The sequence below is a fragment of the Rhizobium sp. CB3090 genome, assembly GCF_029714285.1.
GTDB lineage: Bacteria > Pseudomonadota > Alphaproteobacteria > Rhizobiales > Rhizobiaceae > Rhizobium.
The window spans coordinates 1,243,703-1,258,802 of record NZ_CP121662.1 but is presented as its reverse complement, the minus strand read 5'-3'; the positions used below and the strand labels follow the sequence as shown (position 1 = coordinate 1,258,802).

The window sequence follows — 15,100 nt, the reverse complement described above, 5'->3', positions numbered from 1 at the left end:
CACCCGAGGCTTCCGATGGACCAATTCGATCTCATAGTCGTGGGCAGTGGCCCCGCAGGCCGCAGAGGCGCCATTCAGGCCGCCAAGCTCGGCAAGAGGGTGCTGGTGATCGAACAGGGGAAGCGTGTCGGCGGTGTTTCCGTCCATACCGGCACCATTCCATCGAAGACGCTGCGCGAAACCGCGCTTAATCTTTCCGGCTGGCGCGAGCGCGGCTTCTATGGCCGCTCCTATCGCGTCAAACAGGAAATCAGCGCCGAGGATCTGCGCCGTCGCCTGTTGATCACGCTCGACCATGAAGTCGAAGTGCTGGAGCACCAGTTCGCCCGCAATCGCGTCCAACACATTCGCGGAAAGGCTAGCTTCGTCGATCCCCAGACCCTGCAGGTCGTCAAGGATGACGGCGAAGTGCTCCATGTGACCGGCGCCAGCATTCTGCTCGCGGTCGGCACCAAGCCCTTCCGTCCGGACTACATGCCCTTCGATGGCAAGACCGTTCTCGACAGCGACGAGTTGCTGGAGATCGAGCATCTGCCGCGTTCGATGGTCGTCATCGGAGCCGGCGTCATCGGGATCGAATATGCGACGATCTTCAGTGCGCTCGATACACAGGTAACGTTGATCGATCCGAAATCGACGATGCTCGACTTCATCGACAAGGAAATCGTCGAGGACTTCATCTATCAGCTACGTGACCGCAACATGAAGCTTCTGCTGGGGCAAAAGGCCGAGAAGGTCATCCGGCAGGATGGCAAGGTGGAACTGCTGCTGGATAATGGCCGCCATATCGTCACCGATATGGTGTTGTTTGCGGCCGGCCGCATGGGTGCTACCGATACGCTCAATCTGGCGGCCGCCGGTCTCGAAGCGGACAATCGCGGCCGCCTCAGCGTCAATCCCGAAACCTTTGCCACCAACGTCTCCCATATCTTCGCAGCCGGCGACGTCGTCGGTTTTCCGAGCCTTGCCTCGACCTCGATGGAACAGGGCCGTATCGCTGCCCGCGTCGCCGTCGGCGCTATCGCCAAGGAGCCGCCGAAATACTTCCCCTACGGCATTTACGCCGTGCCGGAAATCTCCACCTGCGGCCTTTCCGAAGAAGAGGTGAAGGACCGCCATATTCCCTACGAATGCGGCATCGCCCGTTTCCGCGAGACGTCCCGCGGCCATATCATGGGCCTCGATACCGGCCTCTTGAAGATGATCTTTTCGCTGAAGACCCGCCGCCTGCTCGGCGTCCACATCGTCGGCGAAGGCGCGACCGAACTCGTCCATATCGGCCAGGCGGTGTTGAACCTCAAAGGCACGGTCGAATATTTCGTCGAAAACACCTTCAACTACCCGACACTCGCGGAAGCCTACAAAATCGCCGGTCTGGATGCGTGGAACCGTATGGGCGATATCAAGTCGGAGATTTGAGCAGGTTGCGGCATAATCTCCTCTCCTCGTTGAAACGGTGAGAGGAGACCCAATCGTCCGACGTTTTGCGGCAGATGCCACTGATGGCCACTTTCGGCCGGACCGCCCCACTGTTAGCTGCCGAGGACGTCGCCCGGAAAATCACTCGAATGCTCCATTATCCAGGAAGTCCCGCGATTTCCAACGCGATGCCGAGAGATGCCGATAACGCTGGTTGGCAGTCGACGCCGGAAAATTGCATGCGGTAGCGAAAAGCAGGCTGTAGTTCCAAAACTCGTGCCGCCGCACTTTTGGCATCGGCGTGGCGCCCAAGGTTTGCGAGCGATGCCGCCAACAGCATGTACGAAATGCTGTGGCGAGGATTGTATTGAACAGCCCTGTAAGCTGCTTTGACTGCATCCTCGTAATTTCCCAGATGGAAATGACCAAGCACCAATGCATGAAAAGCGGACCATGCCCAGGGATCGAAAGGGCTGAGACGCAACGCCCGCTCGCCCCATTCGACGGCGCGCTCGGCCTTTCCGGCCCACCCAAACATCACGCCGCCAACGATATAGGTTATCGCCGAAGATGGGCTGATGGCGAGGGCAGCTTCGGCCGCGGCGAAGGCGGCATCGCGATCGTGTTCGTCCATTCCAATGGAAAAAGCGGCAAATGTCAGCGCGAGCGCATCGTCTTGTCCGTGGAGAATTGCCGTCCGAGCGTGTCGGACCGATGCCAGACGATGTTCTTCGAGCAATCCGGCGCGGAGGAAAAGGCAGTGATGGCACATTGCAGCAAAGGCATGCGCCAGCGCATAGCTTGGTTCGAGAACAAGCGCCTGGTCCAACAGCACCAATGCCCTTGTTGCCTCCACCGGCATGCCGCAGTAGACGTCGGGCTGAGCTTGCAAAACGAGGTCATAGGCGTCAAGACTTTCGGGCCGCTTGCGCCTGACGCGCTCCAATTCCGCCTTGCGGAGGTGCGGCTCGATGGCACTGACGACATTGAGGGCGATTTCATCCTGCAGTTCGAAAATGTCGTCAAGCGGACGGTCAAACCGTTCCGTCCACAGTAGGCTTCCGGTCTCCGCCTCGATCATCCGGGCAGATATCCGGACGCGACCGCCGGACCTTCGCACACTGCCCTGCAGGAGATAGCGTACGCCCAGCTCCTCGCCGATCTGCTTCAGGTCCACCGATTGCCCGTCATACGCAAAACTTGATTTTGGTGCGACCACAAGCAGCCAATTTATTCGGGACAGGCCGGCCGCGATGTCTTCGACGATGCCGTCTGCGAAATACTCCTGTTGAGCGTCACCACTCTGATTTGAGAACCGAAGCACGGCAACGGATGGTCCGGATGGAAGACTATGCGAGGATGGTGTTCGGCACGCTGCTTTGTCGAGCACGTCCTCGCTTGTCACCTCTGGCCCAATGTATCGATATCCCCGCCGCGGCAGAGTCTCGATCCAACTCGAACCACCATCCTCGGAAAGTGCGCGGCGTATGGCTGCCATCTGGACCGTAAGATTGCTGTCCTCGACGGCGAGACCCGGCCATGCGGCCTCTATCAGCGCCTCCTTGCCAACCGGCATTCCCGCCCGTTCCAGAAGCACCCGCAATAGCGCCACTGCGCGTCGCCCCAGCCCCAACGGCTCTGCTCGGCAAAACAGAATTTCAGCGTCCGCATCGAGGCGAAACGAGCCGAACGTGTGGACCGTCGCCATAGGTCGAGGAAATATCATTCGCAGATATTTTGCAACATTTTCGCAATCCATTTGCGACTTCGAGTTGGCAAAGCAGCATCCTTCGGGAGGTCACCAGGGCCTTGAGACACAACAGCGGAGGAGAGTGAAATGAGCGCGAAAGCCATTGTTCGAATGCCGGGTGAAGGCAAGGAGCTGAAGCTGGCCGGAGAGCCTTTGAGATTGCTGGTGGTCGGGGGAGATACAAAGCACACGTCGATGTTTGACTGGACATTGCCGTCGGGTTTTTCCACCGGCCTCCATGTTCACCGGGTTCAGGAAGAAACCTTCTTTGTTCTTGAGGGCGAATGTGAATGGCACATCGACGGCCGGAAAATCACGGCCACGCCGGGGACCTATGTCTTCATCCCTCCAGGGGTGCCCCACAATATTGGCAATGCCAGTGGCAAGACGGCGAGGATGATCATGACAGTCTCGCCGCCCGGGCACGAACATTATTTTGAGGAACTTGTGAAGCTTGTTGCGCAGAGCAACACGCCGAATCCCGACGCCATTGCGGAATTGAGGGAACGATATGACACGACCCAAATATCGAGGCTGCAGAAATAGGTGAGAGGAAGGAGTGGTCGCCTGTGGTTTGATATTGCCACGAGCGGCTACAGTAGCGGGTGGAGCCATCTACTCCTAAATTCCGCGATTTTCCCACGCCCTACCCCAACAAAAAAGGCCCCGCCGCGAACGGCAGGGCGTGATTTCGTTTCGGAAGAGAGCCGAATTATTCGGCGCTGTCTTCAGCAGCCTTCTTCTTCGGAGCGGCCTTCTTCTTCGGAGCGGCAGCTTCTTCGCCTTCGGCGGCAGCTTCGGTTGCTTCAGCCTTGGCGGCAGCCTTCTTCTTCGGAGCAGCCTTCTTGGCTGCCGGCTTGTCTTCGGTTTCGGCCTCGTCGTCAGCCAGCAGCGCTTCCTTGGAAACGGTCTTGTCGGTGACGTCGACTTCGGTCAGCAGGTGGTCGATGACCTTTTCTTCGAAGATCGGCGCGCGCAGGTTGGCCGAGGCGCCGGGCGTGTTGCGGAAGAAGTTCAGGATTTCCTTTTCCTGACCCGGGAACTGCTGGAGCTGCGCATAGAGGGCGCGCTGCATTTCGTCTTCGCTCACTTCGACGCCGGCCTTTTCGCCGATTTCAGAGAGAACGAGGCCAAGGCGGACGCGGCGTTCGGCGAGCTTGCGATATTCTTCGCGAGCCTTTTCTTCCGTCGTGTCTTCGTCTTCGAAGGTCTTGCCGGATTCATCGAGATCGGTCTGGATCTGGCGCCAGATGCTGGCGAATTCGGCTTCGACAAGCTTCTGCGGGGTGTCGAACTGATACATCTCGTCAAGCTGGTCGAGGATCTGACGCTTGACCTTCTGACGGGTAACGGAGCCATACTGGCTTTCGATCTGGCCGCGGACGATTTCCTTCAGGCGGTCGGCGGATTCGATGCCAAGCTTGGAGGCGAGTTCATCGTTGATTTCGATGTCGCCGGGTGCTGCGACTTCCTTTACCTTGATGTCGAAGGTGGCTTCCTTGCCGGCAAGATTCTTGGCCGGGTAATCAGCCGGGAACGTCACAGTGATGGTCTTCTCATCGCCAGCCTTGAAGCCTACGAGCTGCTCTTCGAAGCCCGGGATGAAGCGGTTGGAGCCGAGGACGAGCTGAGCGTCTTCGTCCTTGCCGCCCTCGAAGGCTTCGCCATCGACCTTGCCGAGATAATCGATCGTGACGCGGTCGCCGTTGGCGGCCTTGCCCTTCTTCGTCTCGTAGCTGCGGGCGCTTTCGGCGATCTTCAGGATCTGTTCGGTGACTTCGTCCTCGCCGATTTCGGCGACTTCGCGGGTAACCTTGACGCCCTTGACGGACTTCAGTTCGATTGCCGGGATGACTTCATAGGAAAGCGTGAACTCGAAATCGGCCTGAGCGGCGAGGATCTTTTCAGCCTCGTCCTTGTCCTCGGTCATGGCGACTTCCGGCTGGGTCGCCGACTTTTCGCCGCGCTCGGTCAGGATGGCCGGCGGCTGGTCGCGAACGATCTCGTTGACGAGGTCGGCCATGATCGACTTGCCGTAGACCTTCTTCAGATGCGCAACCGGCACCTTGCCCGGACGGAAACCGTTGATACGGACCTTGTCCTTGACCTCGGCCAGACGCTCGTTCATGCGAACTTCCATGTCCTTGGCCGGGATGACCACCTTGATTTCGCGCTTCAGCCCTTCAGCGAGCGTTTCGATAACCTGCATTGTCCTACCTTCATTCATGGCGGCCGTGCCCAGACAGCCGTTCGTTTCGATGAGCACGACGCCGGAAAATCCCGAGCGTGGCTTGGATGCAATTCCTCATCATTTTGCTGGAGCGCCGCGCGTTCGAACGAACGCGCAAAAGGTCGCTCTCCCTCTCGGAATCTAGGGCATCTTGTCCACTTTCCAGTAGAAAGCGGGATGCTCTAGGCAAAATGGCGCGTCCTACAGCGGGTCAGGAGACAGGCTCGTTAAGCCTCTCCCGTCCACAAGGCAGCCTTGGTGCGGGTAGAGAGACTTGAACTCCCACGCCTTGCGGCACCAGAACCTAAATCTGGCGTGTCTACCAATTTCACCATACCCGCGTTCCCAAAAGCATACGGCAATGCCTGCCCATGAGGCCTTCCGGAGCGCGGCGTCTCTATATCACCCGTTTTAAACCACGCAAAGGAAAAATGACGGTTCCACGACCGTCCGCGGACCTTGTTTGGTTTTCCACGGAAACGCCGTCAGTAAAGCGGCTCGTCATAGACGGATTTACCGTCCAGGAGCAGGCTCCTGATATGCGCCACGCCATCGGCCGAGACGCGGGCGGCAATGGCGACGCGGTCGTGATTGCGTGCATCCTCGATGGCGCGGCCCTCGCCTTCGGGCATATAATAGCGCTCGATGCCGTATGTGACCTGGATCGTAGCCTCCGGGCTATCGCCATAAGAGAAATAGTCGAAAGGCAGGGTTTTGAGAACGACGGTGTCCGGTTTCGGTTCCAATGGTCCAAAGGACGATTCGACAATGCCCCAATAGCCATCATCCCGTTTCTTCAGGCGAACGGACAGAACCTGGTTTTTCCGGCTCTCGGTCGGTGCCCCGCCGATCAGGGTCGATACCGGTACCCGCGAAATATCGTAATTCAGTGTCACATAGTCGCCGCGCAGCAAATCGCGGGGATCGATCGGAGCGGTTTTCAACAGCACTTCGACGCCGCTTCTCAAGCCCCAAGCCCGTTCGCCGACCATATAGCCAAGGATGGCCGTCTGCAGCGTCGCGACAATGATGGCGGCGATCCACATGCGCCGGCTGAGGTTGCGTGCGACGCTGCTCGTTTCGGCTGCCATCGTCATACCTGCACCTCCTGCCCGTCACTCCGCGGGCCGGCATGATGGGAAAATCGCCGCTCAAGCCGAATGACCAGCCAGGCGGCGATGGCAACCAACACGCCGCAAATCAGGAAGAAGCCCGATGTGCCGATGATCGAACCAACCGTCTCGCTCGCAAGATAGAGAATCTCCCAAGCAAAGACGACGTATGCGAGATAACGCACTGCACCATTGTCGCGGCCGCTCAGAATGATCGCTACGATGGCACTTGCGAGCGTCACAAAGGCAATCACGATGAGAGGCAGCTTGTTTTCAACCCATATATTGTTCTCAAAAACACCGTTGCCGATCTCTCCATGGACTGCGAAGAGACCGATGGCAGCGATGAGGAAGGCATAGAAGGCCGGCGCCGCGCCGGCAGTCCGGGCGATCCGCATCAGAGGCGAAACTGGCAGGCTAACGGCCAGGAACACAATCAAGCCGGCGGCGGCAAGCAGAACAGCCGCATGCAGGCTCTCATACTGCGCAAAAATCCATGTCAGCCAGCCGACAAGCATGAAGTAGGCAAGATGCCGAGACCTCGGCGCATTGACGTATCGGACAAGGGCGATCAGCACGGCCGCCATAACCGGTGGCGCCCAAGGCATGAGGCCGTACCATTGGTCATAATGATCCCAAAGATAAAAGCCGCAAAAGCCCCAAGCCAGAAACCCGGCAAGAGCGACCTGCGCGCTTGAGCGAAACAATGTGGCCGCGATGCTGGCGACTGCGAACCAGACGATCATCATCGTCAGATCATCGCCGGACATATTATACATCTGGCCGACCAGCGACATGGCGCCACCGAAACTCATCGTACCGAGAATCAGCACCGCCGAGGCGAGAATCGGATGCCCGCGCGTGAATGAATAGGCGCCGCCGAGATAAAAAGCCCAGATCAGCGCTATAAGCCCGGAGAGCCTGACAACCCTGGGGATGGCCTCCCAATTCGACGCTACGAAAAGCAGAATCGCGACGCCAACCAACAGCGCCGCCATGACGGCAAGCACTCGACCGAGGCTGAAGCTTGCAGGGCGGCTGTCATATTCGCTGAGAATCGCCGCCGCTGCCGGTGCGTCGACCAGTCCCTTATCCACCCAGATCTTTAAATCACGCTCCAGCCTACCCCGGTACATCGCGCGCCCCTGACAGCGATTCCCTCGTCTCAGCACGTCTTATCACAGATCGAGTGGGTTCGAAGTCGCTCTTTCGAGTCTCAAATCGAGCCGGATTTCCAGCAAAGCCGCACCGCGTTAATGTTGGATTAAGGCTTTACTCCCTAGAATGATCGTTTGCGGCATAGGCATCGCCCTAAGGTATGCAAATTCAGCATGCCTCCCATGAAATTATTGCGCTGCACAAAAATAAAAAGTCATACTATTTTATGAGCATCAAAGGACGGCGGTGGCGCGCCGCTTCGGCGAAAGCTGGAAAGAGCCTGGGGATAAATCCTCACACAGAATTCGGAGCCGCACACTCCTCCTCCCAGTGCGCTCCGATGGATTGACGACACTCCTCCTCCCAGTCGTCAATCACCACAAATGACGCCCACCGCATCCTCCTCCCGCGGTGGGCGTTATTTTTTATCCAACCAAATCGGTCTACTCGGCGCGAATCGGCAGGCCGCGGCTGCGCACTGCTTTTGCGGCCCGGACTATTGGAAGAGTACAGGGAGTGCGGTCCGGATTTTGTTCGCGTGCCGAGCTCGCGGGGCCGACCTTCTTGAGCAATTGCTCAATTCGCGCAAACGATCACAGACTCGACCAAATATCCTGCCGAATGCTCGCCTTCGCGCCACTACGATGTGCACATAAAGCAGCCACTCTCTTAACCAAATCATCATACTGAATTGCACCATGCGCATAGGTGGCATGAAGCATTCGCTCTTTTAGTTCTTGCAGCGCAGCATATATTCACGATCATCAGATCAAGGACGGAACCAATTGCGGAACCGGCAAGATCTCCAGACCCTCGAAAGGGATTTAAAATGAACCTGACCCGCTCTTTCAATAACTGGCGCAAGTATCGTCAGACCGTTAACGAACTCGGCCGCATGAGCACCCGCGAACTGCACGACCTCGGTATCGATCGTTCGGACATCCGTCGCGTAGCTCGCGAAGCCACCGGCCGCTAAGTACCGGTTTGGCTTCGCTAAATAGCGACAGCCTACACAACGCCCGTTGCGGACAACCGCGGCGGGCGTTCTTTTTTTGGCATTGTTTTTTTCCGTCGTTCGCGCCGGCAGCAACTCTCAAACTGCTTCAAGCCATGCGCCTCGCAGGGTCACATAAATTTTGGGCATTGATGGCTTTTTGGGCGTCATATTGCACAAATGCATAGCAGACGCTTTTTATTTGCACTGCAAAATATTCGTCCTCGCGCCTATATAGATGGCAAGCGCTGAGGCGGCAATCGTGCCGCTCGCAACATGAATGACTGAGGACAAAACAATGAACCCGCTTCGCATTGCCAAGAACTGGATTAGCTACCGCCGCACCCTGAACGAGCTCGGCAACCTTTCCAGCCAGACCCTGTCGGATATCGGCGTTAGCCGCTACGAAATCCGCAACATCGCTTCCCGCTCTTTCCGTTAATACAACGGACCAAGTGGACTGCCCCAAGACGGCGCCCTTCGGCGCCGTTTTTGATTCCGGCTTTTGCGTAAAGCAATTGGATCGCCGCCCTGCCCGTGGTAATGACGCGCGCATGACAAATAGCAGCTCTTTTTCTCCCATCCATGTCATCGGCGGCGGTCTTGCCGGCTCGGAAGCCGCTTGGCAGATCGCCAGCGCCGGCGTGCCCGTCATCCTGCATGAGATGCGCGGCGTGCGCGGCACCGAGGCGCATAAGACCGACGATCTGGCGGAACTCGTCTGTTCCAATTCTTTTCGCTCCGATGATGCGACCAGCAATGCAGTCGGCGTCATCCATGCGGAAATGCGTTTGGCCGGCTCGCTGATCATGGCTTCGGCGGATAAACACCAGGTTCCCGCCGGCGGCGCGCTGGCGGTGGATCGCGATGGATTTTCCGCAGCAGTCACGCAGGCGATCGAAAGCCATCCGCTGATCACGGTCCTGCGCGAGGAAATCCAGGGTCTGCCGCCGAAGGAATGGGACCAGGCGATCATCGCCACCGGACCACTGACGGCACCCGGACTCGCCAGCGCCATCCAGGCCGAGACCGGTGCGGATGCGCTTGCCTTTTTCGACGCCATCGCGCCGATCGTCTATCGCGATAGCATCAATATGGATATCTGCTGGTACCAGTCACGTTACGACAAGGTCGGACCGGGCGGCACCGGCAAGGACTACATCAACTGCCCGATGGACGAAGCCCAATACAATGCCTTCGTCGATGCCCTGATTGCCGGCGATGCGGTTGGTTTCAAGGAATGGGAAGGCACGCCCTATTTCGATGGCTGCCTGCCGATCGAAGTGATGGCAGAGCGCGGGCGCGAGACGCTGCGCCACGGGCCGATGAAGCCGATGGGCCTGACCAATGCCCATAATCCAGGCGTCAAGGCCTATGCAATCGTCCAGCTCCGCCAAGACAATGCTCTTGGCACGCTCTACAACATGGTCGGTTTCCAGACGAAGCTGAAATATGGTGCGCAGGCCGAGATTTTCCGGCTGATCCCAGGCCTGGAGAATGCCGAATTCGCACGGCTCGGCGGGCTGCACCGCAATACCTATATCAATTCGCCGACGCTGCTCGATCGCTCGCTGACGCTGAAATCGCGGCCGGGCCTGCGCTTTGCCGGCCAGATCACCGGCTGCGAAGGTTATGTCGAAAGCGCTAGCATCGGCCTGCTCGCCGGACGCTTTGCCGCTGCCGAGCGCAAGGGTGAGTCGCCGTCGCTGCCGCCGGACACGACGGCGCTGGGTTCGCTGCTCAACCACATCACCGGCGGCCATATCGTTTCCGATGAAGAGCCGGGCAAGCGATCCTTCCAGCCGATGAACATCAATTTCGGGCTGTTTCCGGAATTGGAACCAGGCTCGATCGTCAAGCCGGAGGGCGTCAAGCGCTTCCGCGGCAAGGATAAGACGATCATGAAACGGCAACTTATCGCCAAGCGGGCGCTGGCGGATTGCGCCGGGTGGCTGGGACAATAATTGCCTTCGCCCAGCGGGAAGAAGGTCGCCCGAAGGGCGGATTGAGGGGGCGTTACTGGAAAGAATTTAGTGTGCGTGACAGCGGCACTTTGCCTGCAGTGCCCCTCAACGGGCCATTCACGGTTTCGCTTCACTCAACCGATCATGCCCACCTTCTCCCCGCTGGGGCGAAGTTTTTTCAACATAATTGCCGAGCAGCCAGAGCGAGACCTCTGCGGCCTCCGCGGGCGTGGCGAATTCGAATGTGCCGTTATGGTGCGGTGCGTCCAGGAACTCGACGGTCAAACCGCGTCCGGTCCCAGAATCCTTGGCACGCGCCCTGCCCGGCTCGATCAGATGAACGGCAAAGTGATTGCGCAGGCTCCGCATGAAGCCGGCCTTGTCGTCATGCAGGCGCACGAAAACCGCCTGGCCGTTGGCCGTGGTCTGCAACTGCCGGATCGCTTCCGTCGGAAAAGCGCGGCCGAATTCAAGAATGGCAAGACCGGTGTCGTGCAAACCGTCCTCCTTGTTCTGCGACGCCATGCGCGTTGCGAAGAAGGCAAAGAAAACGACGATCGCAAAGAGTATGCACCAGACGATGATGCCCATAGCGGCTCTCCTGGAATGCGGGCAGATGTTCAGCGGTCTCTATAGACCCCGAGACTTGCGCGAACGTGGTCGATTTCAGATTTTCCGGGTCATTGAAGCCAATGCCATGCGCATCTGCCGGCGCCATTGCGGCTGCAGGAAAGATTGATCGAACAACTCAGCGCCCAGCGCCTGTGCGCGTTTCAGCACCGGCTCCGCCAAAACCACCGGCAGGAAAGCCGGAAACACCGTCGGCGCAATATTGCCGGCGGCTCTGGCCTTCGCCAGATGCTCGCGGCCAAGGCCGGCAAAAGCTTCGATGGCGGCGGAAATGCGTGCCTTGTCCTCGCCGGCGAGGAAGGCATCACGATCGAGGCCGGTTGCCGTCAAGATTTCTAACGGTAGGTAGAGCTGTCCGCGGCGGCGATGCAGCGGCATCAGCTGCAGCAGCCCAGCAATCGCCTGCGCCACGCCTGCATGGCCGGCGGCATCGGCCGAGCGGCTGGCATCCTCCGGCGACAGCACCAGGCTCGCGAGCTGGATCAGCGCCGATGCCGTCTCGCCGGCATAGCCTTCCAGCGTGCCGCGCGTTTCCATCGGATCATCGTAGAGATCGAAGATGCGCGCATCGATCATATCGATCAGCGTTTGTCGCGGCAGGCGATACGCTTCGATCGCGGCGAGCAGCTCGGCAGCGACGGGATTGGCAGCGCTTGACCCATGCGCCTGTCCCTCGAGCAGATCACGCCAATATTGCATACGCACTTCGCCCGGCAAAGGCTCGTGGACGAGATCGCGGATGCGCGCGAGTTCGGCATTGAAGGCATAGAGTGCGGCGAGTGCGCCGCGCTTGTCCTCCGGTGCCAGCAGGCAGGCGAGATAACGGTCGCGATCGGTGTCGCGAAGCGTCGCCAGGCAAAGATCCTGGTTGCTACGGGGCGCAGCTAATGTTGTCATGCCCTAACTGATCCTCGTCAAACGGCGATCAGCGCCGCGGCAACAGCGCGGGACTCAGCCAGCATGATGTTGAATGTGCGCACCGCCGCTCCCGTGTTCATCGAATCGGAAGAAATCTGCTTGGCGCGGAGCATTGCCCTCAGCTCCGAAGGCAAGGGCCGCAGTTCCAAGCCCGTGCCGACCAGCAGCACTTCGATCTCGGCGGACTCATCGAGCACTTTCTGGAAATGCGCCGGCGTCAGCGCATCCTCCGGCGTCATATCCCAGCCATAGATGCCCGAGGGCAGGCAGAGCAGCGAACCGCGATGCGACATATCGGCAAACCGGAAACCGCCATTGCCATAAGCGTCGATCGGTGCGCGGCCGGGAAAATGCGCGTTCCGTATTTCTATGCCTTTTGCCACTTTGTCACACCGCTGGTTTGCCTGATTGCACGTCGCCGCCTGCCTGTCCCTCGTTTTCGCCGCCGGCCTGGAATTTATCCGGGCGCAGCTTGAAGACGATCAGGACTGGAGCCGCAATATAGATCGACGAGAAAGTGCCAACCGCGACGCCGAAAAGTAAGACGAAGGTGAAGGATCGGATCACCTCGCCGCCGAATATATAGAGCGCGAACAGCGCCAGCAAAGTCGTCGCCGAGGTCAGAACCGTGCGTGACAGCGTCTGATTGATCGAAGCGTCGATCAGAATCGGCAACGGCATCTGCGGATAGCGTCTCAGATTCTCGCGCATCCGGTCATAGACCACAACCGTGTCGTTCAGCGAATAGCCGACAATGGTCAAAAGTGCTGCAATGCCCGTCATGTTGAATTCCATGCCGGTCAGCACGAAAAGGCCAAGCGTCAGGATGACGTCATGCAAGGTGGCGACGATCGCGCCAACGGCAAACTGCCATTCGAAACGCAGCCAGATGTAGATGAGGATCGCAGCCAGCGCCGCCAGAACCGCAACCGAAGCCGTGGTGCTGATTTCGCCGGAGACGGCGGGGCCGACGACCTCGATACGGGAGAAATCGTAGTCTTTGCCCAGCTCGTCGCGCACGAGGGTCACGGCGGATTGTTCGGCGTTTTCGCCGCCCTGCTGCGCATGCACCCGGATCACCGCACTCAGCCGATCGGCCAGCCGGTCGACCTGCACATCGCCCGGAACCACATTCTGCAGGCGCGATTGAATATTGGCCGGATCGACAACGCCCTGCTTGGCGCGAACTTCGATGATCGATCCGCCGGTAAAGTCTATACCGAGGTGCATGCCGACCGTTGCGAAGGCGAGCAGAGTTGCGACCGACAGCGCCGCCGAGACTGTAAACGAATAGCGTCGTATACCCATGAAGCGGATATTCGCGCCATCGAAAATGCCGCTTCGCACACCCGCCAGCAGCACCCGCGGCTTGCGATGCGAAATCCAGGCATCGACGAGCGACCGCGTGACGAAGCAGGCGGTAAAGAAGGTGGTGAAAACGCCCACCATCAATGTCGCCGCAAAGCCACGAACCGCACCGCCGCTGACATAAAAGAGAATGGCGGCGACGATGAGCACCGTGAGATCGGCGTCGGCTACGGTGGCGGCCGCCCGGTTGAAGCCATGGCGCAGCGCATCGACGAGAAGATGGGTCTTCTTTTCTTCTTCCCGGACGCGCTCGTAGATCAACACATTGGCATCGAGCGCAATGCCAATGATGAGAACGATGGCGGCAATCCCGGGCAGCGTCAGCGTGATGCCGAAGAGCCCCATGATCGCCAGAACCATGATGATGTTGATGACAAGCGCAATCGTCGCGGCGACACCGAGCAGTCCATAAAAGCCGATCATCAGCGCGGCAACGAAAATACCGGCGGCGATGCAGGCCGTTACGCCGGAGCGCATCGTTTCATTGCCCAGACCGGGCTTGATGGTCCGCTCTTCGACCGTAGTCAGCGTCGCAGGCAACGGCCCCGACTTCAGCATGACGGCGAGATCCTGTGCGCCCTGTGCCGTGAAATCGCCGGGTATATCGATGTCGCCGGTGGTGATTGCCGTCTTCAATGCGGCCACCGAAATGACCTGATCGTCAAGCACGACCACGATATTCTTGCCGAGATTGTTAGCCGTCGCTTGCGCAAAGCGGCTGGTCGCTTCGGGCGTCAGTTTGACGGAGATATTGCCGTCGTTGTTTTGGGCATTGGACACCGCTACGGCATCGGCAAAGTCAATATTCGAAAGGAGAGGCTGCTTCTGGACGAGATAGCCGACCGGCGGATCGTCGTCGGAAAACAGCACTTCCGAACCGGCGGGCGGTCGGCCATTGATGGCATCCTGCACCTGCATGGATTGATCGACCAGACGGAAGCTGAGCTGGGCAGGCTGGTTCAGAAGATTCTTCAGGCGCTGCGGATCGGCGAGACCCGGCACCTGAATGATGACACGGTCCGCGCCCTGCCGGCGGATCAGTGGCTCGCCGACACCCAACTGAGCGATACGATTGCGAATGACTTTGAGCGAGCGCGTCATGGATGCGGAGACACGCTCATTGATGCCGGCATCAGTAATATCGATGATCAGGGCACCGTTGTCGCCTTGCGACAAGGTCGCCTCCGCCTTGCCGCTGGTGATCGGCTTCAGGGCGTTCACCGCAGCTTCCACCTGAGCGGGATCGTTGATGCGGAGCTGGATTTTCTGGCCGGTACCTGTGAGACCGGAATAGCCGATATTGACTGTACGCAGCCTAGCGCTGATATCGCCGACTACGGTCTCCAGCCGATTCCTGACGACGTCGCCACGCTCGATCTTCACCATGATATGCGAGCCGCCCTGAAGATCGAGCCCGAGCCCGACTTTCCGCTGCGCGAACCATGCCGGAAAAGAGGAAAGCTGCTGATCGCCGAGCAGATTGGGTACGGCAAGGAGAACGCTCAAGAGAACGGCGAACCAGATCAGGACGGTCTTCCACCAGGAGACGTGCAGCAT

13 protein-coding genes and 1 tRNA gene are annotated in these 15,100 nt (G+C 58.9%); 5 read left to right on the top strand and 9 right to left on the bottom strand.

All coding sequences use genetic code 11. From position 1 onward, the window contains the following. Positions 1–15: 15 nt before the first annotated feature. Complete coding sequence (sthA, locus tag QA646_RS06145) at positions 16–1,419, top strand: Si-specific NAD(P)(+) transhydrogenase (protein WP_283058155.1); 1,404 nt, start codon at positions 16–18, stop codon at positions 1,417–1,419. Positions 1,420–1,576: 157 nt separating this feature from the next. Here sthA and QA646_RS06140 read toward each other — a convergent pair whose 3' ends face one another. Continuing rightward, positions 1,577–3,031 carry a winged helix-turn-helix domain-containing protein gene (locus QA646_RS06140; RefSeq protein ID WP_349254259.1) on the bottom strand — a complete coding sequence of 485 codons (1,455 nt, stop codon included), beginning with the start codon at positions 3,029–3,031 and terminating at the stop codon, positions 1,577–1,579. A 225-nt stretch (positions 3,032–3,256) separates the two neighbouring features. On the opposite strand from QA646_RS06140, the gene QA646_RS06135 reads away from it, so the two are divergent. Continuing rightward, positions 3,257–3,715: a cupin domain-containing protein gene (locus tag QA646_RS06135; protein ID WP_283058153.1), complete on the top strand. Its 459-nt coding sequence runs from the start codon at positions 3,257–3,259 to the stop codon at positions 3,713–3,715. A gap of 166 nt (positions 3,716–3,881) precedes the next feature. Here the strand turns inward: QA646_RS06135 and tig are convergent, their stop codons facing one another. The 4 genes from tig to QA646_RS06115 all read right to left on the bottom strand — a co-directional run bounded on the left by tig (position 3,882) and on the right by QA646_RS06115 (position 7,647). Beyond that, positions 3,882–5,378, bottom strand: a complete 1,497-nt coding sequence (gene tig / locus QA646_RS06130) for a trigger factor (protein WP_283058152.1) — start codon at positions 5,376–5,378, stop codon at positions 3,882–3,884. 277 nt (positions 5,379–5,655) lie between these two features. Beyond that, positions 5,656–5,740, bottom strand: a tRNA-Leu gene (locus QA646_RS06125). A 144-nt stretch (positions 5,741–5,884) separates the two neighbouring features. Next, on the bottom strand, positions 5,885–6,496 hold the full coding sequence (locus QA646_RS06120; protein ID WP_283058151.1) for a GDYXXLXY domain-containing protein: 612 nt from the start codon (positions 6,494–6,496) through the stop codon (positions 5,885–5,887). Then, positions 6,493–7,647 (bottom strand): DUF2157 domain-containing protein, encoded by a 1,155-nt coding sequence (locus QA646_RS06115; protein ID WP_283058149.1) that lies wholly within the window; start codon positions 7,645–7,647, stop codon positions 6,493–6,495. Before QA646_RS06115 ends, QA646_RS06120 begins: the two co-directional genes overlap by 4 nt. 851 nt (positions 7,648–8,498) lie before the next feature. Here QA646_RS06115 and QA646_RS06110 point away from each other — a divergent pair. The 3 genes from QA646_RS06110 to trmFO all read left to right on the top strand — a co-directional run bounded on the left by QA646_RS06110 (position 8,499) and on the right by trmFO (position 10,627). Beyond that, positions 8,499–8,645 carry a DUF1127 domain-containing protein gene (locus tag QA646_RS06110; protein WP_283058147.1) on the top strand — a complete coding sequence of 49 codons (147 nt, stop codon included), beginning with the start codon at positions 8,499–8,501 and terminating at the stop codon, positions 8,643–8,645. A gap of 316 nt (positions 8,646–8,961) precedes the next feature. Next, positions 8,962–9,105: a DUF1127 domain-containing protein gene (locus QA646_RS06105; RefSeq protein ID WP_065091553.1), complete on the top strand. Its 144-nt coding sequence runs from the start codon at positions 8,962–8,964 to the stop codon at positions 9,103–9,105. 112 nt (positions 9,106–9,217) lie between these two features. After that, positions 9,218–10,627 carry a methylenetetrahydrofolate--tRNA-(uracil(54)-C(5))-methyltransferase (FADH(2)-oxidizing) TrmFO gene (gene trmFO / locus QA646_RS06100; RefSeq protein WP_283058146.1) on the top strand — a complete coding sequence of 470 codons (1,410 nt, stop codon included), beginning with the start codon at positions 9,218–9,220 and terminating at the stop codon, positions 10,625–10,627. A gap of 117 nt (positions 10,628–10,744) precedes the next feature. Here the strand turns inward: trmFO and QA646_RS06095 are convergent, their stop codons facing one another. The 4 genes from QA646_RS06095 to secDF all read right to left on the bottom strand — a co-directional run bounded on the left by QA646_RS06095 (position 10,745) and on the right by secDF (position 15,100). Next, on the bottom strand, positions 10,745–11,218 hold the full coding sequence (locus QA646_RS06095) for a hypothetical protein (protein ID WP_283058145.1): 474 nt from the start codon (positions 11,216–11,218) through the stop codon (positions 10,745–10,747). Positions 11,219–11,293: 75 nt separating this feature from the next. Next, on the bottom strand, positions 11,294–12,154 hold the full coding sequence (locus QA646_RS06090; protein ID WP_283058144.1) for a phytoene/squalene synthase family protein: 861 nt from the start codon (positions 12,152–12,154) through the stop codon (positions 11,294–11,296). Between the two features lie 17 nt (positions 12,155–12,171). Continuing rightward, the gene (locus QA646_RS06085) at positions 12,172–12,558 is read right to left on the bottom strand and encodes an Mth938-like domain-containing protein (RefSeq protein ID WP_283058143.1); all 387 of its coding nucleotides are present in this window, start codon (positions 12,556–12,558) and stop codon (positions 12,172–12,174) included. 4 nt (positions 12,559–12,562) lie between these two features. Beyond that, complete coding sequence (secDF, locus tag QA646_RS06080) at positions 12,563–15,100, bottom strand: protein translocase subunit SecDF (protein WP_283058142.1); 2,538 nt, start codon at positions 15,098–15,100, stop codon at positions 12,563–12,565.